This is a genomic window from Priestia endophytica (assembly GCF_026790145.1).
GTDB classification, from domain to species: Bacteria; Bacillota; Bacilli; order Bacillales; family Bacillaceae_H; genus Bacillus_I; species Bacillus_I endophytica_A.
The window spans coordinates 60,774-81,870 of sequence record NZ_JALAMS010000003.1 but is presented as its reverse complement, the minus strand read 5'-3'; the positions used below and the strand labels follow the sequence as shown (position 1 = coordinate 81,870).

Sequence of the window (21,097 nt, the reverse complement as noted above, 5' to 3'; positions counted from 1 at the left end):
GTTCTCTAATATAGAGAACCCAATTGGATATGTAGAAAAAAACGCAATTCACTTTCTTACGTTATCTCTCCTACTTCCCTCCGCTGGTATAACCCAGATCAGGTTCGAAGAGTCAGAAAGATTTTGTCTTTCCTCTCAGCCCACAAAATTAGGGCTCCCCTAGTAGTAAAATATTGAATATTCAGTTTACATTTCGAACTATAGCATATCTAGTAAATGATGTAAACTACTATTTTTTCTTTTTCACTCTACATAATAGCGCCAAACTCGGTCTACAGACCTTCCGTAAGCTTCTCCAAAAAGATTTAAATGAACAAGTAAATAAAAAAGTTGATAGAGTGGTTTTCTTTCCTCATACTCTGGAGAAAGTGGCCGAACTTCTTGATAAGCTTGGTAAAATTCTGAAGAAAATCCACCAAAAAGTTCAGTAAAAGAAAGTTCAAATTCAGAATGACCATAAAATACTGAGGGATCAATCAAATAAGGATCTCCTGTTTTACCAACAATCCAATTTCCTCCCCAAAGGTCTCCGTGAAGTAAAGAAGCCTCACAAGAGTGAGGAAGCCATTTCTCCATTCTCTTAAGAAGTTCATAAAGCCCTGCTTCTCGTTCCTGATAAAGGTACCCCTTTTTCTTTGCAAGTTCTACTTGAGGAAGAAGACGACTTTTCGTGTAATATTCTGACCATTTATCATAGTATTGATTTGGCTGTTCCATCATCCCAATATACGAAGAATGAGGAAAACCAAACTTATCTTTACTTACACTATGCATAAATGCGAGCTGTCTGCCAAGAAGCTCTTCTGTTTTTTCATTTTTCTCTCCTTGAATCCATTCTAAAATAAGCCATCCTTCTCCGCTTTCTGTTGATTCGTAAAAGTCATACACGTTTGGGACCTGAATAACACCTGTTTCTTTGATTTTCTTTAGGCCTTGAGCTTCTTGTTGAAAAAAACCAGGAGGTGTAGAATTATTATACTTAATAAAATATTCTTCTTTCTCTGTCTTCACATAAGATGCCTGATTGATATCACCACCAGAAACAGGCCGGATTAATTGAACGTTTGAAGTGTCACCTCTATTATAAATAGCTTGCTTAATGAGCTTTTCCAATCCTTCTAACTCCCCTTTCCTCTTAAAACCTTAAAAGAAAATGGTTCACCTTTCAGTATCCAGTAGAATACTCCTTTTCTCTATATAATTCATGAAGCAGTGGAGAAATTCCTTCAATAATGTCTGTAGCTAGTACATCTAATGTGGAATGTGTAAATGCTACTAGTTGATCTGCTATGGCACCATGAATAAATACAGCATTACTCAGCGCTTTTTGTACATTTTCATACTGAAGAACAGATCCTAAAATCATTCCTGTTAACACATCCCCACTACCGCCTTTTGCAAGAGCAGGATTTCCCGAGGAATTTACAAATTGCTCTCCAGAAGGAGTCGTCACGATAGTAAAAGGCCCTTTTAAAACAAGATATACGCCATACGTTTGAGCAAACTCGCGCGACTTTCCGAACCGGTCACTCTCCACTTCTTTAATAGACAAATCCAGAAGTGAGGCCATTTCACCTGGATGAGGAGTTAAAATTGTTGGAAAATTTCTCTTCTGCACTTTCTGTAAATGAAGTTTCACATGGAACAATGCATCTGCATCAAGCACAAGGGTAACCTGCTGTTTCAATATTTCCTCAACGATCTTTTCCGTCTTCTTGTTTCTTCCAATTCCTGGACCAATGCCAATAGCATCCAGTTGCAAAGAGCTGTAATCTTTCACTTCAGAAAGCATACCTTGGTGGCTTTGGTTAAGATTGTACATTGCTTCAGGAAGATGAGAGGCAATAATAGATTTAATGTTTTCGATAATGCCAATTGTGAGAAGTCCTACTCCACTTCAGGAAGCAGCCTTTGAAGAAAGAACAGCAGCCGCATATTTTCGGATCCTGCTATCATAAGAGCTCGCCCATATGTCCCTTTATGTGAAGAGATGTCCCGATGTGGAAGAGATGAAAGCACTTCATTTTTACTCCACCTTCTTTTCACACGCGAATTCTGTTATATAACAGAAGAAGGAATGCCAATATCAACAGTTTTAATCTCCCCATAAAAGTTTGCACTAGGAAATAAAAATGCCCCTTGCTTGGCACCTTGAATAACAAATGTAGTATGAGCTTTAATCGCTACATCTACTTCCCCTTCATCCGCATTGAGTCCACTTGGAATATCCACGGCATATATGATTTTGTTTGCATCATTGATTTCTTCAATGATGCTTCGATACGGATCTCTCACCTTTCCTTTTGTGCCAATCCCTAAAAGAGCATCTACAATAATCGTACTTTTCCTTAAAGAAGTTTGAAATGCTTCTTCATTTTCTTCATAGATTTTATACGAATGCCCGCAATTCTCATAAATCTTTAACGCTCGTTGGGCATCTTCTGCAACACTTCCTCCTTTATGACTCATCCAAAGCTCAATAGAAAAGCCTCTCTCCTTTAAAATACGTGCAATAACAACTCCATCTCCCCCATTATTCCCCTTTCCAGCAATGACAATAACCTTATCATTTTTTTGATTCGACTTTCAATTTCTCGAGCTACTGCCTGCCCTGCATTCTCCATTAACATACCGTTATTTAATCCAATCTTCTCAATTGTTTCTTGATCAATGTTATACATTTCATCTTTTGAAAAAATCCTCATCCTATATTCCTCCTTACCTTCTTCTTTCTTTTTATTTTCCCGTTCTAAAAAAATCAATACCTAAAAAATAAGAATGGCTTTATTTCAAATGTTCCACGGATTTTAATAGGTATTATAACCTATATTTATTAAATTTAAATTTTTAACGATACGGGAAATAATTCGACATTTCGACAAATAAGCTATTTTTTATATTATTTTAGAAAAACAATAGTGTTTTTTGGTATTTTTTTATAATAATTTCTATATAAATACAGAACGACAGCTAAATTGGTACAGGGATAACAGCAGTTCAGATCTATATTTTCTGAAAATAATTTTTTCTACCAAGAAAGAGGATCAAGAAAAGGTGGATAAGAGCGATGAAGAAGCTAGCAGATTAAGAAAATGGTGGATAAGAAGTTGAAGATATTGATTATAGGGATAGGCTTCTCAAAAAGTAAGGGAGTATCCTAAGATGAGGTACCACTATAAATACTGTTTTCTATCTGTTTTAGCCAGCAGGGAAATAAAAGATACGTAGGTAGGGGGTTCATAGTATTGATAGGCAGCACTAAACTAAGAATGGAGAGTAAAAAAGAGGATGAAGTCATGTCGTTAGGAAGAAAAAAGGCGGATATTGTAGAAGAACAGCTTTTTTTGCTGTAAAAAGAAGTTGAAAAAGGTCGTATATAGGAGAATGGGAGGAAGCGATTTATTCTAGGAAAGAAGAATATAGAAAAAAGAAGTCTTTAAGTATTAAAAACTGTGGATAACTTAGAGAGGAAAGGTTATCCACAGTTTTTAGAAACAGAAAAAAAAGCCTAAAACAGAGGATTTTAGGCTTTTTGAATGAAGACAACTTTTAAATAGTTTCCTTCTTTAAAATGAGGATTCGTTTTAAAATCTTTTGGTAACTTATATTCTTCGAGAATTTTATAGCGTTCTCCTTTAGCTTTGAAAGCTCCATCGATAAAGGTTTTAAACTTTTTCATATCAAAGCCACTATAGTTTGTAGAAGCAACAATTACTCCATTGTCGTTTGTTAGATCAATCGTGTCTTCTAAGAGCTTTTGATAGTCTTTTGCGACACTAAATCTAAACTTTTTAGAGCGGGCAAAGCTTGGAGGATCTAATATAACTAAGTCATACGTGAACTCTTTTCGTTTTGCGTATTTAAAGTAGTGAAAAACGTCTTCTACGATAATATCATGGCCTTCATGATCAAGTTGATTGACGCTAAACTGCTCAATCGTTTTACTTAAACTTCGATTAGCAACATCCACGCTTGTTGTTTTAGAAGCACCACCAACTGCGGCACTAACAGAAAAGGCACCTGTATAGGAAAACAAGTTAAGGACCGTTTTATTTTTAGCATAATAATCTTTAATACGTTCTCGAACATTGCGCTGATCTAAGAAAATCCCAACCATAGCTCCGTCGTTGAGGTATGTTGCAAAATTTACATCATTCTCTTTGATAATTAACGGGAATTGAGCACGCTCTCCATCTACAAAGTCATCATCTTCAATATATTGACCTTGCTGATCAAAACGCTTCTTCTCATATAAGCCTTTATATTGAACAACCTTTTTTAAAGCACTTAGGATTAAATCCTTGAAAGCATAAATTCCTTCACTGTACCAATTAATAACATAGTATCCTTCAAAATATTCAATCGTTAAACCACCAATACCGTCTCCTTCACCATTGAACACTCGAAAAGCAGTTGTGGATAAGTTTTGAAAGAATGAAGAACGATAAGCAAGGGCTTGAGAAAGCTTGTTGATAAAAAAAGATTCATCAATCTTCTCGCGCTCGTTTGTTGTAAGAACCCAACCATACCCTTTATTTTGTTTTCCATAGTATCCTGTTCCTAAGAATTCGCCACTTTCTGTTACTAACCGAAGTAGTTGACCTTCTTTTTTAAGCACATGTGGATTCACAATAGCCTCTTTTTTTAATAGAGGAACACCACTTTTAATTTTTCCTGCGTCTTTACGTTTAATTTGCAGGGAAATCATTTCACTCATTTTTTCATCTCATTTCTTCTATCATTAAAATTACACTTGTTCATTATCGTAGCACTTTTTCTTTTAAAGTGAAACAACACATACGTTTCATGTGAAACAGCTAAAAAAGCCGATACTTTGAAAGTATCGGCTTTTTTTCTCTTTTTTAAGACTGTTTTTCTTGAAAAGCAGCGATGTTTGCATACTCTTCTTTAAAAAGGCGCGCAAGGCGAATGTAAATAGAGGAAAGCTCTTGGTATGTTTGAGCGTTCTCTTCATTTGGTGCATGTTGGTGAGTTTCTCCAACCATTGAAGATACAGCATTTAAGGAGTCAATCTCTCCAATACTATAAAGGCCAAGCAGAGCTGCCCCTAAGCATGAGCTTTCAAAGCTTTCCGGAATGGTTACTTCCTGTCCAAAGATATCGGCCATCATTTGACGCCAAACCTCTGATCGAGCGAATCCACCTGTAGCTTTAATCTTCTTTGGTTCCCCAATTAACTCACTTAAAGCAAGAAGTACAGTATAAAGGTTGAATAAAATGCCTTCTAAAACAGCTCGCACCATGTGTTCGCGCTTATGATGAAGTCCTAATCCAAAGAATGAACCTCGTGCATTAGCATCCCATAATGGAGCACGTTCTCCTGCCAGATATGGGTGAAAAATTAACCCTTCAGCTCCTGCTTTAACGTTAGAAGCCATTTCAGTTAATAGATCATATGAATTCTTACCAAGCTCTTTTGCTTTTTGAATTTCTTGCTCTCCAAGCTGGTCGCGAACCCATCTGAAAATCATGCCTCCGTTATTCACAGGTCCCCCGATTACCCAGTGATCATCTGTTAGCGCATAGCAAAAAATGCGGCCTTTCGGATCTGTTACAGGCTTATTTGTTACAGCACGAATGGCTCCGCTTGTCCCAATTGTAACAGCTACAACACCTGGGTCGATTGCATCTACACCTAAGTTTGATAAAACACCGTCACTTGCACCAACAACAAATGGAGTTGAAGCAAGAAGACCTGTTTCCTGTGCAAACTTTTCATCCAAGCCTGTTAAAGAATGCGTTGTTGAAACCGGTTTGGAAAGATGATCTTTTGTCACTCCTGCAACTTCAAGAGCTTCCTCATCCCAATCAAGATTTTGCAAGTTAAACATTCCTGTTGCAGAAGCAATAGAATAGTCTACAACATACTCATGGAAAAGCTTGTAGAAAACATATTCTTTAATTGATACAAACTTATGCACAGCAGAAAATAGCTCGTTATGCTCTTCTTTTAGCCACAGCAATTTTGACAGCGGAGCCATTGGATGAACAGGTGTACCTGTGCGCAAATAAATTTCATGGCCATTATATTCATCCATGATTTTTTGAGCCCAATGTGCACTTCTGTTATCTGCCCATGTGATACATTTAGTAAGGGGTTCTCCCTTTTTATCCACAGCTACAATACTGTGCATAGCGGAACTAAATGACACGCATACAATATCTTCAGCATTAACGTTGCTTTTCGCTACTGTTTCTTTAATGCTTTCAATAACAGCTGCAAAAATCACTTCTGGATCTTGCTCTGCTGTTGCTGGAGTTGGAGAAAACAGTGGATACTCAACCCCATGCTTTTCAATGACTTTGCCTGCAGGTGAAAACAAAACAGCTTTCGTACTTGTTGTACCAATATCGACCCCTAGTACATATTTTTCTCCCATGTTTCTTCCTCCTTTATGTTTCTCCTCTATGCTTGTTTATTTATTAACAACACTATGCCCACCAAATTCATTGCGAAGTGCAGCTACGACTTTACCAGAGAATGTGTCGTCTTCTAATGAACGGTAACGCATCATAAGAGAAAGAGCAATAACAGGTGTCGCTACTTGATAATCAAGAGCTGTTTCTACCGTCCATTTTCCTTCTCCTGAAGAGTGCATAATTCCTTTTAAGCCTTCTAACTTTGGATCTTTCGAAAATGCGTTTTCGATAAGTTCCATAAGCCATGAGCGAATAACAGAGCCGTTATTCCAAACACGAGCAACCTCTTTATAATCATAGTCATATGGACTTTTTTCTAATACATCGAACCCTTCTGCCATTGCTTGCATCATACCATATTCAATTCCGTTATGAACCATTTTCAAGAAGTGACCACTTCCACTTTCACCTGTGTATAAGTATCCTTTTTCAACACAAATATCTTTGAAAATCTCTTCTACATAACTAAATGCATCTTTATTTCCACCAACCATTGTACAAGCACCGTTACGAGCTCCATCTGTTCCTCCACTTGTACCAACATCTAACAAATGGATGCCTTTCTCAGCGAGACGATTTGAACGTGCTAATGATTCTTTATAGTTTGCATTCCCACCGTCAATAATAATGTCATCTTTCCCTAGAAGGCTCTCAAGCTCGGTAATTACACCTTCCGTAATTTCTCCTGCTGGAACCATTACCCATACAACTTTGCGTTCAGGAAGTTTTGAAACAAGTTCTTCTATTGAGTAAGCTCCTTTAGCTCCTTCTTTCTCAATGTTTTGAACAGACTCTTTTGCAACATCAAAAGCTACCACTTTATGATTATGATCTAATAAATTTAGAGCTAAATTAAAGCCCATTTTCCCTAGTCCAACGATGCCGATTTCCATTGTAAAACCTCTCTTTTGAAAAAAAATTTTATGTCCTTATCTATTATACGAAAAAAAATTTCTTGTTGCAATCGTTTACAACTTTTGTTTTCTCGTTGTAAAATAAATATTAAATGCTAGTGAACGTAGAGGAAGTGATTTATGATATGGTACAAAACTGTTTAGGTAAAATACGCTCCCATTTTGCTCGATTTAGTGAAAAAGAAAAGAAAATCGCTAATTATATCTTAAATCATCCCGAGAAAATTATTCATGGGACGATTAATGAGGTTGCAGAAGATTTGCGTGTAGCAGATGCAACAGTATTTCGCTTTTGCAAACGAATTGGTTTCAAAGGCTATCAAGCAATGAAAATTTCACTTGCTTCTGAAACAATGAGTCCTGTTCAACAAATTAATGAAAAAATTTTAGAGGAGGATGATGAAAAAACAGTCTCTCAAAAAATTTTTCATTCAAACATCCGAACGCTTGAAAATACGCTTGAAATATTAGAGCAATCATCTATTCAAAAAGCGGTGCAATTTCTGCTTCAAGCACGCCGCATTCATTTCTTTGGAATAGGAGGATCCAGCGTCATTGCAATGGATGCTTATCACAAATTCATCCGATCAGGTATCGATTCCTTTGCTTTTATTGATTCACATTTTCAACGAATGTCTGCTTCACAGCTCACTGAAAAAGATGCGGCTGTCTTCATCTCCCACTCAGGCTCTAATAAAGAGATCATGGAAATTTTAGATGTTGCTAAAAAGAATGGAGTCAAAACCATTGGTATTACAAGCTTTCCAAAATCTCCTTTAAGTCAAGGTGTAAATGTAGCACTTTATACAAGCTCTGAAGAAACAGAATATCGTTCTGAAGCACTTGCTTCTAGGATTGGTCAATTGAGCCTTATTGATGCTCTTTATGCGAATATTATGATGCTAAATAAACAGAAAGCAGAGGTGTCCTTAGAGAAAGTAAGGGATGCTATTTCAAATACAAGAATGTAAAGCTCGATAAGAAAATAAGGATAAAGAAACAATATCGGAGGGATAAAGGTTATGAAAGAACAGTTAGCCCGTTTAGAAGATATTTACCCTGAAATAGTAGAACTGCGCCGCTATTTTCATCAATATCCTGAACTCTCATTTCATGAAGTACAAACTCCTGCTAAAATCGCGGATTATTTAAAATCATTAGGGTTAGATGTGAAAACAGGTGTTGGAGGAAACGGAGTTGTTGGCTTTCTAAAAGGTGGTACTCAAGGAAAAACAGTTGCTTTACGTGCTGATTTTGATGCTCTTCCGATCCAAGATGAAAAAGATGTTCCATATAAATCTAAAAATCCAGGGGTTATGCACGCATGTGGACATGATGCTCATACTGCAACACTCCTTGGCGTTGCTAAGGTTCTCTCTGAAATGAGGGATAGGCTTTGTGGAAACGTCGTATTTATCCATCAATTTGCGGAAGAAATAACGCCTGGCGGAGCAAAACCAATGATTGAAGATGGATGTCTTGATGGTGTGGATATTATTTTTGGCACACACCTTTGGACGCCTATCCCAATTGGGGAGATTGGATACCGTAGCGGAGAATTTATGGCAGCTGCGGACCGATTTGATATTACAATTAATGGGAAGGGGGGCCACGGGGCTTCCCCTCATGATACAGTTGATCCAATTGCAATCGGAACTTCACTCGTTCAAGCTCTCCAGCACATTGTAAGCAGACGCGTTGATCCTTTAAAGCCCGCTGTCTTAACTGTATCCTCTTTCCAAGCCGGTGATGCTTTTAATGTTATTCCGCAAAAAGCTACCATCAGAGGTACGGTTCGCACATTTGATGAAGAAGTACAACATTTTATTCAACAAGAGATGGAAAAAATCACGGAAGGTATTTGCCAACAAGGTGGCGCTTCCTATGATTTTACATATCAAAAAGGGTATCCTGCTGTAATCAATCATTCTCATGAAGCAAATTTGGTTGCAGAACATGCCTCACTTATTGTTGGGCCTTCCAATACAAAAGAGGTTTTACCAAATATGGGTGGAGAAGATTTCGCTTATTATCTTCAAAAAGTACCAGGTGCATACTTTTTTACTGGTGCAGGCAATGAAAAGAAACAAGCAAATTATCCTCACCATCATCCTAAATTTGATATTGATGAGAAATCAATGCTTATTGCAGCAAAAATGCTGACTTCCCTTACTCTTTCTTATTTACAATCTTAATCAAAGGAGCCATATCAAGAGATTGATATGGCTCTAAGCTATTGATCTTGGACGGACAAGTCAATAATGTTATAGGCAATAAAGTACGTAACAAGAGAGTAAAAGGCTTCTCTCATTCCAAATACAAAAATAGAACTTCCAAAGATAATAAAGTTAAAGATCATCACATATTGACCGATAGAGAATCTTGTTCTCTTACTTAATAAAATAGCTAAAATCTCCGTCCCATCTAAAGCTCCTCCATAGCGAATAATCAATCCTATTCCAAGTCCTAAAATTGTTCCTCCTACGCCAATTACAACAAAAGGGTTTGTTGTAAGAACCGGGTATGGTTTCAACAAAAACATTCCGCTCCATAACGCAAAAATGGCAAGCATACTTAGAAATACAAATCGCCTTCCCATATATTGATATCCTACAAGAAGAAAAGGACTGTTTAATAAAAGAAGAAGAGGGCCTGCTTCAAAAGATGAAAGATGAGAGAGAATGAGACTTACCCCAACAATTCCCCCATCAATGACGCTGTTTCTCACGAGGAAAAGCTCTAAAGAAACGGCAACAAGCATTGCTCCACAAAGAACAAAAAAAATTCTCCTGTATAAAGATGTTTTTCTAACACTGCTTTGAATTACATATTTCAATCGTTCAACGTACATATACGCCCCCTATCTAAACCTCTTCCGTACTTGTCCATAGTTCAATATATTCTTCAACCAAAAGAACATGACGGTTTTCTCGAGAAGGCGCATAAAACTATTTATCCCGCTTATAAAAAAGACTTAATAATATACCAAATATTAAATGGCCCAGAAGCCAAAATCCTAAAGAAGGTAAAGAAGAAAAGGAGGGGGTTCTCTCTGACATAATTGTAGAAGGATATAAAAGAAGACCAATACACATTGCCATCATAATTGTTGCTATTCTGCTCTTTTTCTTCGTTAGATTGATTTTTCGGAGCACAACAAACCAAACAACAGAAACAATAACAGCTACTATAAGGTGAAGAATAAGCTCCAATGGTTCATTTGATGTTACCCGTTTTAACAATGGAATATAATCTACATTTAGTAACAATGTATAAACACGAAGATGAGTTAATTCTTCGATTCCTTTTAAAAAAACACTCATTATGATACCTGAAATAATTCCACCTATAAAAGCTCTCCATTTCATATTTTGTCCTCCTTTTTTCTATGTTCTTGTCTATAGTGGAGCACTTGCAAAGATGCTACGAGATGTAATTACAAAAGGAACTCCCTCCGCTGATGAATCTCTACAGCCAAAAGCGGATCAACCTATAAAAAAAGCGTTTCTAAGCTAGCTTAGAAACGCTTTTTTTAGGCTCTAAATGTATGAGCAAGCTCTTTAATATGCTGTGGAGAAGTACGACAGCATCCTCCAATTAAACGGGCTCCTGCTTCATACCAGTCTTTCGATTCTTCATGAAATCCTTTTCCTGTTGAAGATCCATGCCACGTTTTTGTTTCAGCATCATACGTCTCTCCCGAGTTTGGATAAACAATAACAGGCTTACCACTGTAGTGATGAAGAGTACGAATAGCCTCTGTAACAACACTCATAGCTGAGCAGTTCACGCCAACTGCAACAATCTGAGGATGTTCCTTAAAAACTTCTGCACATACCTTAAGCGCACTTCCATCACTAATCTCCTTCTCATTTTTCAGGGAGAAAGAAAGCCAAGCATAAGCAGATTGAAATTTTCCCAAAAGACCAGACAAGACTTTTGCTTCCTGCAAAGAAGGAATGGTTTCAAATGCAAGAACATCCGCTCCTGCTTCAATCAGCGCTTTAATTCTTGGCTCATGAAAAGCTCGAAGGGTTTCATCATCAATCCCATAGTTTCCAACGTATTCAGAACCATCTGCAAGGTATGCTCCATATGGTCCAACAGATGCTGCAACAATAGGTTTGGGTCTCCCATTGCTCTTGTGTTCATCCCAGAAATCATCACGTGCCTGTTTGGCAAGCTCTACCGTTTTTTTAATAAGCTTAATTCCCTCTTCTTCTTGAATTCCTCGCTGTTTAAAGCCATCAATTGTTGCTTGATAGCTTGCTGTAATGGCACAATCTGCTCCAGCAAGAAAGTATTCCTTATGAACTTTATATATAAGTTCTGGATTTTCAATAAGAACACGTGCAGACCAGAGAGGATCATTAAGGTCACAGCCATATCCCTCTAGTTCTGTTGCAAGTGCTCCGTCTACAATTAAAGTTTGATATTGTTCTAGAATATTTTTAACTGGATCTTTTCTCTCCATTAGCATATTCAATAGGCTCCTTTTTCTTTTTAAAATGTTGAGTTGTGTAATATACGATATAGCATAAAATAATAAATGGAAGGCCGCAATACAAGGCTATACGCTGTGTTGGATCAAAAGCAATCCCAATACATGATGCTAAACAAAGTAAAAATGATGCAATAGGGACAAATGGATAAAGCGGTGTTTTGTATGCTAAATCTTCAACAGAGTTTCCTTCTCGAATATAACGACGACGGAAGAAAAGCTGTGAAAGACTAATGCTCATCCAAACAATAACAACGGCAAGTCCTGAAATAGAGACAAGAACAATATATACTGTATCAGGAGCAATAATGCTTGAAAATAAAGCAAGTACCCCTCCAACCATACTTAAAATTACAGCATAGATTGGAACACCTCTCTTTGTTAACTTTGCAAAGATGGGTGAAATTGTTTTTTGATCAGCAAGTGACCAGAGCATTCTAGATGAAGCATAGAGCCCTGAGTTTGCTGCTGATAGAATAGCTGTTAAAATGACAAAGTTCATAATATCTGCTGCGTATGGGACACCTATTTTTTCAAGAACAGCAACAAATGGACTTTCTACAACTCCTGCTTCTGAACTTGGTAAGAGTGCTGCCAAAATAACAATCGTTCCAACAAAGAAAATAATAAGTCGGAATAATGTTGTACGAATAGCTTTTGGGATATTCTTCTCTGGATCAACTGTTTCCCCAGCCGCAACCCCAATAAGCTCTGTTCCTGAAAAAGCAAAGTTAACTGCAAGCATCGTCATTACAAGAGCTAATGCTCCATTTGGAAAAAGACCTTCACTCGTTATATTAGAGAAAAAGGGAGCAGCTTCTGAATGCTCTAGCGGAATGATACCAAACATTGCTCCGGCTCCTAGGATAATAAAAAATACAATGGCTAAAACTTTGATAGATGAAAACCAAAACTCTGATTCTGCAAAAAATTTGACTGTTAAAGCATTAAGAACAAAAATCAAAACAGCAAATAATGCACTCCATATCCACACATTAATAGAGGGAAACCAACGCTGCATAAGCAGCCCTGCTGCTGTAAACTCTGATCCAAGAGCAACCGTCCACGTTAACCAATAAAGCCATGCAACAGCATACCCTGTTCCTGGACCGATATATTTGGCTGCATAGGCATGGAATGCTCCTGTTTCAGGCATGTGAACAGAAAGTTCTCCTAAACATAGCATTACAAGATAGACAACAACGGCACCAACGAGATAAGAAAGAATAGTACCAAAGGGGCCTGCCTGTTGAATTGTATAACCAGAGCTTAGGAAAAGACCTGTTCCAATAACTCCTCCAAGTGAAAGCATTACAAGGTGTCTTTCCTTCATTTTTCTTTGAAATTCCTGTTTTGGTTGAGCTCCCATGCTGATTCTCCTTCATATTTCAATTAAAAATCCAATAAAAAAACGCATCCAATCCATGGATGCGTTACTGACAAATAAAAACGTACGGTCCTATCTATCAGGCTAAATCACCCGCTGGAATTAGCACAGTGTCTATAATCGACCTGTTGCTGAGGCTTCAAAGGGCCAGTCCCTCCACCTCTCTGGATAAGAATTCAATTTTCATAACTATATCGTTCTCTTTATTAATTGTCAATACCATTCTAATAGTTCAGAATAGTCAAACATAACAAACTAAAAAAAGGGCAGAGAAACCTGCTCTTTTCGATCAACTCTCCTTATTTTCTTCATTACTAGCGCTAAAACATTCTGCTCATTAATTTTCCTACTCTTGTTTCCAACTCTAATAAGTTGAACGGCTTTGTCATATAATCATCTGCCCCAAGTTGAAGTGCTCTCGCCACATCCTTCTTACTGTTTCGTAAAATAAGCATAATTACTTTATAAAGCCCTTGCTGTTCTTGACTATGCAGCCTTTTTAGCACTTCTAATCCATCTACGTTTGGCATAATCCCATCTAAAATCACAAGACAAGGATCCTCCTCTGTTATATGCCATTTAGAATTCATAAAGTCTTTCCCATCCTTAAATGTTTTAACTTCAAGAACCATCTGCTGGTGAGGAAACTTTGTTAAGATGCCTTTGATAATCGTTCTAATAATTGGATCGTCATCAACTACTGCTACTTTCAATGTTTTTTGAGGCCAAAAACTATATAAGGACTCTGCCTTCTGTACTCGATTGCGGCCTTTTTTCTTTACCTCATAAAGAGCACTATCTGCTAGTTGTAACCAGTATTCGAGTGTATTTACATTGTTTACCTCTACAATCCCTGAGGAAAATGTGCAGAAAAATGTCCTTTTTCCTTCAAAGGACAACTCTTTAAATTTCCCCCGTAACCGATCAATCACCTCATACCCTTCCTGAATATTTGTTTTCGGAAAAAGAATGATGAATTCTTCTCCCCCAAAACGAACCACAATGTCATTCATACGTGTTTCCTCTTTTAAAAAGCGAGCAAATGCTTTTAAGATTTCATCTCCAACAAGAGAGGACCATGTGTATCATTAATTTTCTTGAAATGATCAATATCTAAAACAGCTAAACAGTATGGTTCTCTAGAACGATTCCTTTCATTTTGCAACTGTTCATAAGCTTGATTTAAATATTTACGATTATACACATGTGTCAACTCATCAAGAAGTAACAGATCATGAATTTGCTTTTTTCTGTCTAATTGCCTTTGATACGAACAATAAACTCCGTTATATCAAACGGTTTCTGAATAAAATCATCTGCACCTTTTCGGTAGCTATTAATGCGTGTCTCTCCCCCCATATCCACTTACTACCACAGTTGGAACAAATTGTTGTTCAAGCTTTCCATTTAAAAACTCAAGTCCACTTTTCTCCTTCATATGAATATCAATAATCACACAATCTGGTTTCATATCGTAAAGAGTAGAGGCAGCCTTTTGAGGGTTTGCTACTACAATGATATACCAATTAGCTTTCTCTTCTAATTTTTCTTTCATATACATTAAAAAAGATGTGTCATCATCAATTAATAAGATGACAGCACTCTCTTTTTGTTGTTCATTAATCTTTTTGGAAAAGTCGGTTATTTCTTGATAATCATATGCGTAACAAAGATGGATGACATCGAATATATAGTGCTCTACATTCTCCATTCCCCACTCTTCTTTATCCATATCTTCTAGCCCATTCATTAGCTCTCTTGCCTTCATTCTAATTTTATCCAAACCTATTGTTGCAGCTGTCCCTGCTATAGAATGAAGAAATCTGTAAAGCTCTTCATGAGAAATGAAAGAAACAACTTCCCAATCTTTTAGCTGTTTCCGTATATTTTTCAAGAAGTGCTGCTTATATTTTTCCATTTCTGATCTCCTTGTTGAAAGAAATTGATATAGAAAGAAGAAACTCTCTATCTTCCCATAAAGAGATTTCTTGTTTTTATTATAAAATATTTTCCGTTAATATAGTATTTCCCCAAATAAGCTCCCTTTTACTGAAATAAAAAAAGTGAAAGTAGCTGCACATTTTCTCTGCTAAACATATGAATTCACTTTTTATTTCTCCTGTTTTATTGTTAATTAAAAAATAGTCAAAGCATATGATGTAAACGATTTAAATATAGATTGACAACTACATAAATCGACATTATATTAAAAATATAGTTAGTAATGATAATCATTATCGTTTAATTATTTTTATATACATAGGTGGATAATTACGATAATCGTTCATAAACTAACCACTATATTCTTTTAAAGGAGAAATTAATATGAAAAAATGGTTAGTTCCCCTTTCTCTTGTTTTCGTGTTACTAATAAGTGCATGCAGCAACGGAAACACTGATAAAGATAAGAATTCAGCTTCAAGTGATAATAAAGAAGAAATGGTTACATACCAGTCAGAAAGCGGGTCTGTAAAAGTACCGAAAAACCCGAAACGCGTTGTTGTTCTTTCTAGCTTTGCAGGTAACCTAGCTAGCCTTGATATTAATATTGTTGGAGTGGATAGCTGGGCTAAAGATAATCCTCGCTATAATAAGTATTTAAAAGATGCAGAGGTCGTTTCTGAAGATGATTTAGAAAAAATTATTGAACTTAACCCTGATCTTATTGTTGGTTTATCTACTACAAAAAATATCGATAAACTAAAGGATATTGCTCCTACTGTTACATATACATGGGGTAAACTTGATTACTTGGAACAACAGATTGAGATTGGAAAGCTTGTTGGAAAAGAAGACGAAGCACAAAAATGGGTGGATGACTTCAAGAAAAGAGCACAGCAAGCAGGTAAAGATGTAAAAGCAAAAATTGGTGAAGATGCAACCGTTTCTGTAATTGAATCAGCAAATAAAGAGCTTTATGTTTTTGGCGATAATTGGGCACGAGGTACAGAGGTCCTTTATCAAGGAATGGGGCTAAAGATGCCTGAAAAAGTGAAACAAGATGCATTAAAGGAAGGATATCGTTCAATTTCAGCTGAAGTTCTTCCACAATATGCGGGCGACTATATTATCTTTAGTAAGAGTTCAGAAGCTGATAATTCATTCCAACAAACAGAAATATACAAAAATATTCCAGCAGTAAAGAATGGCCATTTATTTGAAATGGATGCAAAAGAAGCATACTTTAGTGATCCAATTACGTTGGATTATCAGCTAGATTTCTTCAAAAAATCTTTCTTAGAAAAATAAACATAAAACTACTCCCCCGTCTCTTTCTAAATAAAGAGACGGGGGATTTTTATTTATGGTAAATGACTTTTAGTTAATAACTAGCAGAGAGGAATGGATACCATTAATTCTTCCTTTTCGTATCCTAATTTCTTTTTTATTTGCAACGTAATTATGAGTTATGCTGAAATGTTTAGCAAGAATAAAGGTATTACATCTTTTCCCTTAAATTAGAGCATTATATATAGGCTTTTACATGCTCAAAAGATAATATATATAACATCAAAGGAGGTACTGCCATTGATATTAGCGTCTTTAACCGCTATCAGCTTTCTTTTATTCTTAGTTAGTTACTTAACGGATAAGAGACGAATCTTAAATGGATTTTTACTCACGATAAGCATGCTACTTCTTATGATGAGTATTACAGTGGTTGTTCTAAAAGTGGAGTACCTTGAACCACTTAAATGGATTTTAGTTTTATTTGCTATTTTGTTTATCTTTCTTATCCCCTTTATCATTGTGTTTATTGCTATTTATCTAATCCGTAACGGTCGTGAACTTATTAGAAAAGAAGGAAAAAAGCCTACAAACCTGCTTTCTCTTACATTAGGAGTGGCTATTATTTTATTTATTGTCTCTTATGCGATTTTCTCACAATACCTTTTTCCTTCTATTATTTCTATAATTTTAGTTATCGCTATATTTTATGGGTTTTGGTTTTTCTGCTATTTAGTCTCTACCTACCTTTATTTCCTACATCAACCATTTCGGAATAAAGACTTTATTATCGTACTAGGAAGTGGGATTATCGGAGAAAAAGTCCCCCCGTTACTTGCAAGTCGACTTGATAAAGGAATTTCTTTTTACTATAAACAGATGAAAAGAAAAGGAAAACGCGCTAAATTTGTTGTAACAGGTGGACAGGGACCAAATGAATCGATTCCGGAAGGTGAGGCAATGGCTCGTTATCTACGAAATGCAGGAATACCTTCTGACGACATTCTAGTTGAAGACAAAGCAGTTGATACAGATCAAAATATGAGATTTTCAAAAGAGATAATGGAGAGAGAAAAGCGGGATTATAAAGCCATCTTTGTTACAAATCGCTTTCATCTATTTCGAGCTGGGCTCTATGCTAAGAGGGCTGGACTTTCTATAGATGGAATTGGTTCTAAAACCGCTTCTTACTTTGTTCCAAACGCTTTTATTCGGGAGTTTATTGCGATTTTATTTATGTATAAGAGTGTACATCTCCTTTTGTTTATTCCCCTAGCACTATTAGCAGCAGCTTTCTTACTCTATCAATAAGTAAGAAAAGGAAAATAGTTTCAAAGGCAATCGATAGATGATTGATTCCCATTTAAAATACGAACATCAACTAATCAAGAAAATAGACGTAATGCCGACTAAATATAGAAAAAAGCTAGACGAAAGGATGTTCATCTAGCTTTTTTTATTACTAATCTTCTATTCATCAACGTGGCTTCTTAAAACTGTAGGTTGAAGCTACATTGTTACTTATTAAAAAGTTCCTTTGCATTATCTAAAGCAAGCTTATTACCTAGTGCAGAATAGTCAAGCCAAGGCTGTTCTGGTACAACATAAACATGTTCATTTTTCACAGCTTTTAACCCTTTCCAAATTGGTGACTTTTCAAGTTCTTTGAACGCTGTTTGTGATTGATCATCTTCGTTTACAACAACAAAAATAGCATCAGCGTCAAAGTCTGGTAGTACTTCTTGGGAGATGACTTCATATGGTTGCGTTTGGTCAAGCTCTTTCACTTTTGAAGCAGGAGTTAATCCTAGATCTTCAAATAAGATAGGGCCCATTGGACGTTTCGTTGTGAAAACGCGAAGTTCTTTTGCTGTCACTCTTATAGCCATTGTGCTGTTATGTTCACCAAGCTCTTTCTGGATTAAACTCTTAACTTCTTTCTCTTCTTCTTCATAATCCTTAATGAACTGGTTTGCTTCTTTTTCACGATCCACGATCTTGGCAATTTCTTTTAAGTGATCTCTCCACGTTCCTTTATCCAAATCAAATACATGAGTTTCTGCAATTTTTTCGAACTGATTTAAATCACTTCCTGAGTATTCTTTATCAAGATAAATAGCATCTGGTTTTAGAGAGAGTAAAGCTTCCATATTTGGATCTTTGACAGAACCTAGCTTTTCTGTATTTTTCAAGTCTTCTTTAACATGAGGCAGAAAATCTTTTAATGCTCCACCAACAACTGATCCAGCTGGTGTTAGGCCTAGAGCAAGAAGGTCATTTGTTAAATGAATAGAAAGTGAGGCAATTTTCTCTTCCTTACCACTCTTTGTATCTTCTGATGTTTTACGATTTTCGCTTGAATTACTTTGGCCACATCCAGCGAGAATACTTACCACCATGACAATACTTAGTATTGTAATTAAATATTTTTTCATCTTGTACTCCTTTTTTTTATCTATTTATTTAGTTTTTATTAATAAGTAAAGAAAATAAGGGGCGCCAACAGCAGCAACAACAACTCCTGCTGGAATAGAATTAGGCTCAAATATATTTCTCCCAATCGTATCAGCTACAACTAAAATCAGCAGACCAATAAGAGCTGAAAGAGGTAAAAAATGTCGATATAATGGGCCTACAAGTCTCCTAGCAAGATGAGGTGCTACTAGACCAATGAAACCAATTCCACCTGCCATAGCTACGCTAGCACTTGATAAACCAACAGCTAGAGCTAATAGCAATAAACGCTTTTTTTGAACGGATGCTCCTAGACTTGAAGCAACTTGATCCCCTAAAGAAAGAGCATCTAAAGTTCTTGACTGAAACCATGAGAGCGGACCTAATACAAGAATCCAGGGCAAAAGAGTAATTACATGAATCCAATCTCTAGCCCATACATTTCCAACTAACCATCTAGAAGCAAACATATATGTTTCTTCATCTAGACGTAAGGATAAGAAAAGAGTAGCAGCGCTAAACCCTGCTGAAACAGCTATTCCAACTAGAATCAATCTAATTGGGATGATGCCTTGCTGCTCATTGTATGTTAATAAAATAATGACAAAGGCTGCTAATACCCCTCCTATAAAAGTGAAAAGAGGGATATAAAGAGAGGCATGTTCATTTAAGGAGTGAAAATATGTAATAAAAATCATCAATCCAAAAGCTGAACCTGTATTAAGTCCAATAATTCCGGGATCTGCTAGAGGATTACGAGATAATCCTTGTAGAATAGCTCCTGAGATGCCTAATCCAATCCCAGCTAAAACTGTGATTAGTATACGAGGTAAGCGATAATCAAAAAGCACCGTCTCACTGTAAAAATCACCTTTCCCTAAAAATGTATTAATCACTTCTAAAGGAGATAGTGGAATTGTACCTGTATCTAGACTAATAAGGATTGAGACTAAACTTAAAATGATGAAAAGAATTGTTACAGCATACGTTCTTCTTATTCCTACGTTGTTCCATAAAGCTCTCACCTATAATTCCCTCCCTATTTTACGGGCAATATAAAGGAAAAATGGAACACCAACAAAGGCTACCATAATACCAATAGCAAGTTCTCGTGGAGGGTCAACAGTGCGGGCCCCCAAATCAGCGATAACTAATAAGATAGCTCCTAATAAAGCTGACATTGGAATAATAGCATAATAATTTGTTCCGACAATTTTCCTTGCAATGTGGGGAATTACGAGGCCAATAAACCCAATTGAACCAGCAACTGATACTGAAACTCCTGCTAAGATAACCGCGAGAACGATTCCTATAACCTTAACTCTTAATGTTTTAACCCCAAGGTTAGCAGCCATATCATCTCCCATTGCAATAAGAGAAAGAGATTTACCTAAGCAAGTACTAATTCCAATAACAACGAGGATAATAGGAACTAATATGGATAAATGAGACCATTTTACTCCTGATACTCCACCTGCATACCAAAATGCTAGATCTTGACTCAAATCATAATAGATAGCAACTCCAGTTGTTAAAGAATGTAGCAGAGCTGCTATAACTGCACCTGCTACTGTAAGCTTCATTGGCGTAAACCCACCCCGAGAAGCTACACTAATAGCAAAGATTAAAAGTGTACTCAAGATAGCTCCGATAAAAGAGAACACCATGAGAGTGGGGTAAGAGAGATTTGGTAAAAAAGCAAAACATAGAGCAACAATAAGCATAGATCCTCCATTAATCCCCAATACTCCCGTATCTCCTAAAGGGTTTCGTGTAATACCTTGAATAAGTGCTCCAGCTACAGCAAAAGCAGCTCCAATAACAGTCGCTCCAATGACCCTTGGAAGGCGTAGCTCATGAATAATTTGCTGAGCAGTAATTTGATTATTATAATGAAAAGTTGCTTTCCATACAGTTTGAAAATCTAGATTCTTCGCTCCAAAAGTAATCCCTATAAATACACAAATGCAGAGAATGATAAGAGCTAGTAAAAAAGAGAGAAAGATGACAGAACTTGTTCTCTTCCTAATAAATTTATTTGAAAGACTATTTCCCATATGCTCACTCCTCTAGTAGAAGCCTTCCTTATAAGAATCCCTTTTCTCAATTGATAATCATTTTCACAATATCCCTATTATAGCGAGTGAAAAGACGAATGACAATCCTTTCTTA

Annotated in this window: 21 protein-coding genes and 2 riboswitches; of the genes, 4 read left to right on the top strand and 17 right to left on the bottom strand. The window is 36.5% G+C overall.

The annotated features are described in order from the left end of the window. Positions 1-58 precede the first annotated feature (58 nt). A riboswitch (TPP riboswitch) is annotated at positions 59-171 on the bottom strand. Positions 172-243: 72 nt separating this feature from the next. The 7 genes from MOC86_RS04630 to gnd form a co-directional block, all read right to left on the bottom strand. Beyond that, positions 244-1,113: a fructosamine kinase family protein gene (locus MOC86_RS04630; RefSeq protein WP_268583004.1), complete on the bottom strand. Its 870-nt coding sequence runs from the start codon at positions 1,111-1,113 to the stop codon at positions 244-246. Between the two features lie 52 nt (positions 1,114-1,165). Then, on the bottom strand, positions 1,166-1,846 hold the full coding sequence (locus MOC86_RS04625) for an NAD(P)H-hydrate dehydratase (protein ID WP_268583328.1): 681 nt from the start codon (positions 1,844-1,846) through the stop codon (positions 1,166-1,168). A 212-nt stretch (positions 1,847-2,058) separates the two neighbouring features. Continuing rightward, the gene (locus tag MOC86_RS04620; protein WP_268583327.1) at positions 2,059-2,553 is read right to left on the bottom strand and encodes an NAD(P)H-hydrate epimerase; all 495 of its coding nucleotides are present in this window, start codon (positions 2,551-2,553) and stop codon (positions 2,059-2,061) included. After that, positions 2,499-2,705: a hypothetical protein gene (locus MOC86_RS04615; protein ID WP_268583002.1), complete on the bottom strand. Its 207-nt coding sequence runs from the start codon at positions 2,703-2,705 to the stop codon at positions 2,499-2,501. The genes MOC86_RS04620 and MOC86_RS04615 overlap by 55 nt, the downstream gene beginning before the upstream one ends. 818 nt (positions 2,706-3,523) lie before the next feature. Then, positions 3,524-4,717: a class I SAM-dependent rRNA methyltransferase gene (locus MOC86_RS04610; RefSeq protein WP_268583001.1), complete on the bottom strand. Its 1,194-nt coding sequence runs from the start codon at positions 4,715-4,717 to the stop codon at positions 3,524-3,526. A 145-nt stretch (positions 4,718-4,862) separates the two neighbouring features. Continuing rightward, positions 4,863-6,401: a gluconokinase gene (gntK, locus tag MOC86_RS04605; protein WP_268582999.1), complete on the bottom strand. Its 1,539-nt coding sequence runs from the start codon at positions 6,399-6,401 to the stop codon at positions 4,863-4,865. A gap of 36 nt (positions 6,402-6,437) precedes the next feature. Beyond that, positions 6,438-7,334 (bottom strand): phosphogluconate dehydrogenase (NAD(+)-dependent, decarboxylating), encoded by an 897-nt coding sequence (gene gnd, locus MOC86_RS04600; RefSeq protein WP_268582997.1) that lies wholly within the window; start codon positions 7,332-7,334, stop codon positions 6,438-6,440. A gap of 146 nt (positions 7,335-7,480) precedes the next feature. Between gnd and MOC86_RS04595 the strand changes: the two genes are divergently transcribed. Together MOC86_RS04595 and MOC86_RS04590 are read left to right on the top strand one after the other, a co-directional pair. Continuing rightward, positions 7,481-8,326, top strand: coding sequence for a MurR/RpiR family transcriptional regulator (locus tag MOC86_RS04595; protein WP_268582996.1), 846 nt, complete (start codon positions 7,481-7,483; stop codon positions 8,324-8,326). Positions 8,327-8,377: 51 nt separating this feature from the next. Beyond that, positions 8,378-9,550 carry a M20 family metallopeptidase gene (locus tag MOC86_RS04590; protein ID WP_268582995.1) on the top strand — a complete coding sequence of 391 codons (1,173 nt, stop codon included), beginning with the start codon at positions 8,378-8,380 and terminating at the stop codon, positions 9,548-9,550. A gap of 38 nt (positions 9,551-9,588) precedes the next feature. Here the strand turns inward: MOC86_RS04590 and MOC86_RS04585 are convergent, their stop codons facing one another. From MOC86_RS04585 to MOC86_RS04555, 7 genes are all read right to left on the bottom strand, one after another. Then, complete coding sequence (locus tag MOC86_RS04585) at positions 9,589-10,206, bottom strand: YitT family protein (RefSeq protein WP_040060414.1); 618 nt, start codon at positions 10,204-10,206, stop codon at positions 9,589-9,591. 97 nt (positions 10,207-10,303) lie between these two features. Then, positions 10,304-10,723, bottom strand: a complete 420-nt coding sequence (locus MOC86_RS04580) for a hypothetical protein (RefSeq protein WP_268582994.1) — start codon at positions 10,721-10,723, stop codon at positions 10,304-10,306. Between the two features lie 164 nt (positions 10,724-10,887). Continuing rightward, positions 10,888-11,835 carry a homocysteine S-methyltransferase gene (gene mmuM / locus MOC86_RS04575; protein ID WP_268582993.1) on the bottom strand — a complete coding sequence of 316 codons (948 nt, stop codon included), beginning with the start codon at positions 11,833-11,835 and terminating at the stop codon, positions 10,888-10,890. Next, positions 11,807-13,225, bottom strand: a complete 1,419-nt coding sequence (mmuP, locus tag MOC86_RS04570) for an S-methylmethionine permease (protein WP_268582991.1) — start codon at positions 13,223-13,225, stop codon at positions 11,807-11,809. The genes mmuM and mmuP overlap by 29 nt, the downstream gene beginning before the upstream one ends. 87 nt (positions 13,226-13,312) lie before the next feature. Beyond that, positions 13,313-13,418: riboswitch (SAM riboswitch) on the bottom strand. 145 nt (positions 13,419-13,563) lie between these two features. Next, positions 13,564-14,256, bottom strand: coding sequence for a response regulator (locus MOC86_RS04565; protein ID WP_268582990.1), 693 nt, complete (start codon positions 14,254-14,256; stop codon positions 13,564-13,566). Between the two features lie 35 nt (positions 14,257-14,291). Next, positions 14,292-14,447 (bottom strand): GGDEF domain-containing protein, encoded by a 156-nt coding sequence (locus MOC86_RS04560; protein WP_268582989.1) that lies wholly within the window; start codon positions 14,445-14,447, stop codon positions 14,292-14,294. 132 nt (positions 14,448-14,579) lie between these two features. Then, entirely contained in the window at positions 14,580-15,161 is a 582-nt protein-coding gene (locus MOC86_RS04555) for a response regulator (protein WP_268582987.1), read from the bottom strand. Positions 15,162-15,568: 407 nt separating this feature from the next. On the opposite strand from MOC86_RS04555, the gene MOC86_RS04550 reads away from it, so the two are divergent. Further along, positions 15,569-16,492, top strand: a complete 924-nt coding sequence (locus tag MOC86_RS04550; RefSeq protein ID WP_268582986.1) for an iron-hydroxamate ABC transporter substrate-binding protein — start codon at positions 15,569-15,571, stop codon at positions 16,490-16,492. 279 nt (positions 16,493-16,771) lie between these two features. Continuing rightward, entirely contained in the window at positions 16,772-17,782 is a 1,011-nt protein-coding gene (locus tag MOC86_RS04545) for a YdcF family protein (RefSeq protein ID WP_268582985.1), read from the top strand. A 206-nt stretch (positions 17,783-17,988) separates the two neighbouring features. On the opposite strand, the gene MOC86_RS04540 is transcribed toward MOC86_RS04545, so the two are convergent. Genes MOC86_RS04540 through MOC86_RS04530 form a run of 3 tightly spaced genes read right to left on the bottom strand, consistent with a single transcriptional unit; the run spans position 17,989 to position 20,982 of the window. Continuing rightward, positions 17,989-18,906, bottom strand: coding sequence for an ABC transporter substrate-binding protein (locus MOC86_RS04540; protein ID WP_268582983.1), 918 nt, complete (start codon positions 18,904-18,906; stop codon positions 17,989-17,991). Between the two features lie 24 nt (positions 18,907-18,930). After that, entirely contained in the window at positions 18,931-19,923 is a 993-nt protein-coding gene (locus MOC86_RS04535; protein WP_419146605.1) for a FecCD family ABC transporter permease, read from the bottom strand. Positions 19,924-19,950: 27 nt separating this feature from the next. Then, positions 19,951-20,982, bottom strand: coding sequence for a FecCD family ABC transporter permease (locus tag MOC86_RS04530; RefSeq protein ID WP_268582980.1), 1,032 nt, complete (start codon positions 20,980-20,982; stop codon positions 19,951-19,953). Positions 20,983-21,097 lie beyond the last annotated feature (115 nt).

What these genes read in the sequence shown, in the direction of transcription:
- MOC86_RS04615 (WP_268583002.1), bottom strand. Translation starts at nt 2,705, where the DNA reads ATGAGGATTTTTTCAAAAGATGAAATGTATAACATTGATCAAGAAACA.
- MOC86_RS04610 (WP_268583001.1), bottom strand. Translation starts at nt 4,717, where the DNA reads ATGAGTGAAATGATTTCCCTGCAAATTAAACGTAAAGACGCAGGAAAA.
- gntK (WP_268582999.1), bottom strand. Translation starts at nt 6,401, where the DNA reads ATGGGAGAAAAATATGTACTAGGGGTCGATATTGGTACAACAAGTACG.
- gnd (WP_268582997.1), bottom strand. Translation starts at nt 7,334, where the DNA reads ATGGAAATCGGCATCGTTGGACTAGGGAAAATGGGCTTTAATTTAGCT.
- MOC86_RS04595 (WP_268582996.1), top strand. Translation starts at nt 7,481, where the DNA reads ATGGTACAAAACTGTTTAGGTAAAATACGCTCCCATTTTGCTCGATTT.
- MOC86_RS04590 (WP_268582995.1), top strand. Translation starts at nt 8,378, where the DNA reads ATGAAAGAACAGTTAGCCCGTTTAGAAGATATTTACCCTGAAATAGTA.
- MOC86_RS04585 (WP_040060414.1), bottom strand. Translation starts at nt 10,206, where the DNA reads ATGTACGTTGAACGATTGAAATATGTAATTCAAAGCAGTGTTAGAAAA.
- MOC86_RS04580 (WP_268582994.1), bottom strand. Translation starts at nt 10,723, where the DNA reads ATGAAATGGAGAGCTTTTATAGGTGGAATTATTTCAGGTATCATAATG.
- mmuM (WP_268582993.1), bottom strand. Translation starts at nt 11,835, where the DNA reads ATGCTAATGGAGAGAAAAGATCCAGTTAAAAATATTCTAGAACAATAT.
- mmuP (WP_268582991.1), bottom strand. Translation starts at nt 13,225, where the DNA reads ATGGGAGCTCAACCAAAACAGGAATTTCAAAGAAAAATGAAGGAAAGA.
- MOC86_RS04565 (WP_268582990.1), bottom strand. Translation starts at nt 14,256, where the DNA reads ATGAATGACATTGTGGTTCGTTTTGGGGGAGAAGAATTCATCATTCTT.
- MOC86_RS04555 (WP_268582987.1), bottom strand. Translation starts at nt 15,161, where the DNA reads ATGGAAAAATATAAGCAGCACTTCTTGAAAAATATACGGAAACAGCTA.
- MOC86_RS04550 (WP_268582986.1), top strand. Translation starts at nt 15,569, where the DNA reads ATGAAAAAATGGTTAGTTCCCCTTTCTCTTGTTTTCGTGTTACTAATA.
- MOC86_RS04540 (WP_268582983.1), bottom strand. Translation starts at nt 18,906, where the DNA reads ATGAAAAAATATTTAATTACAATACTAAGTATTGTCATGGTGGTAAGT.
- MOC86_RS04530 (WP_268582980.1), bottom strand. Translation starts at nt 20,982, where the DNA reads ATGGGAAATAGTCTTTCAAATAAATTTATTAGGAAGAGAACAAGTTCT.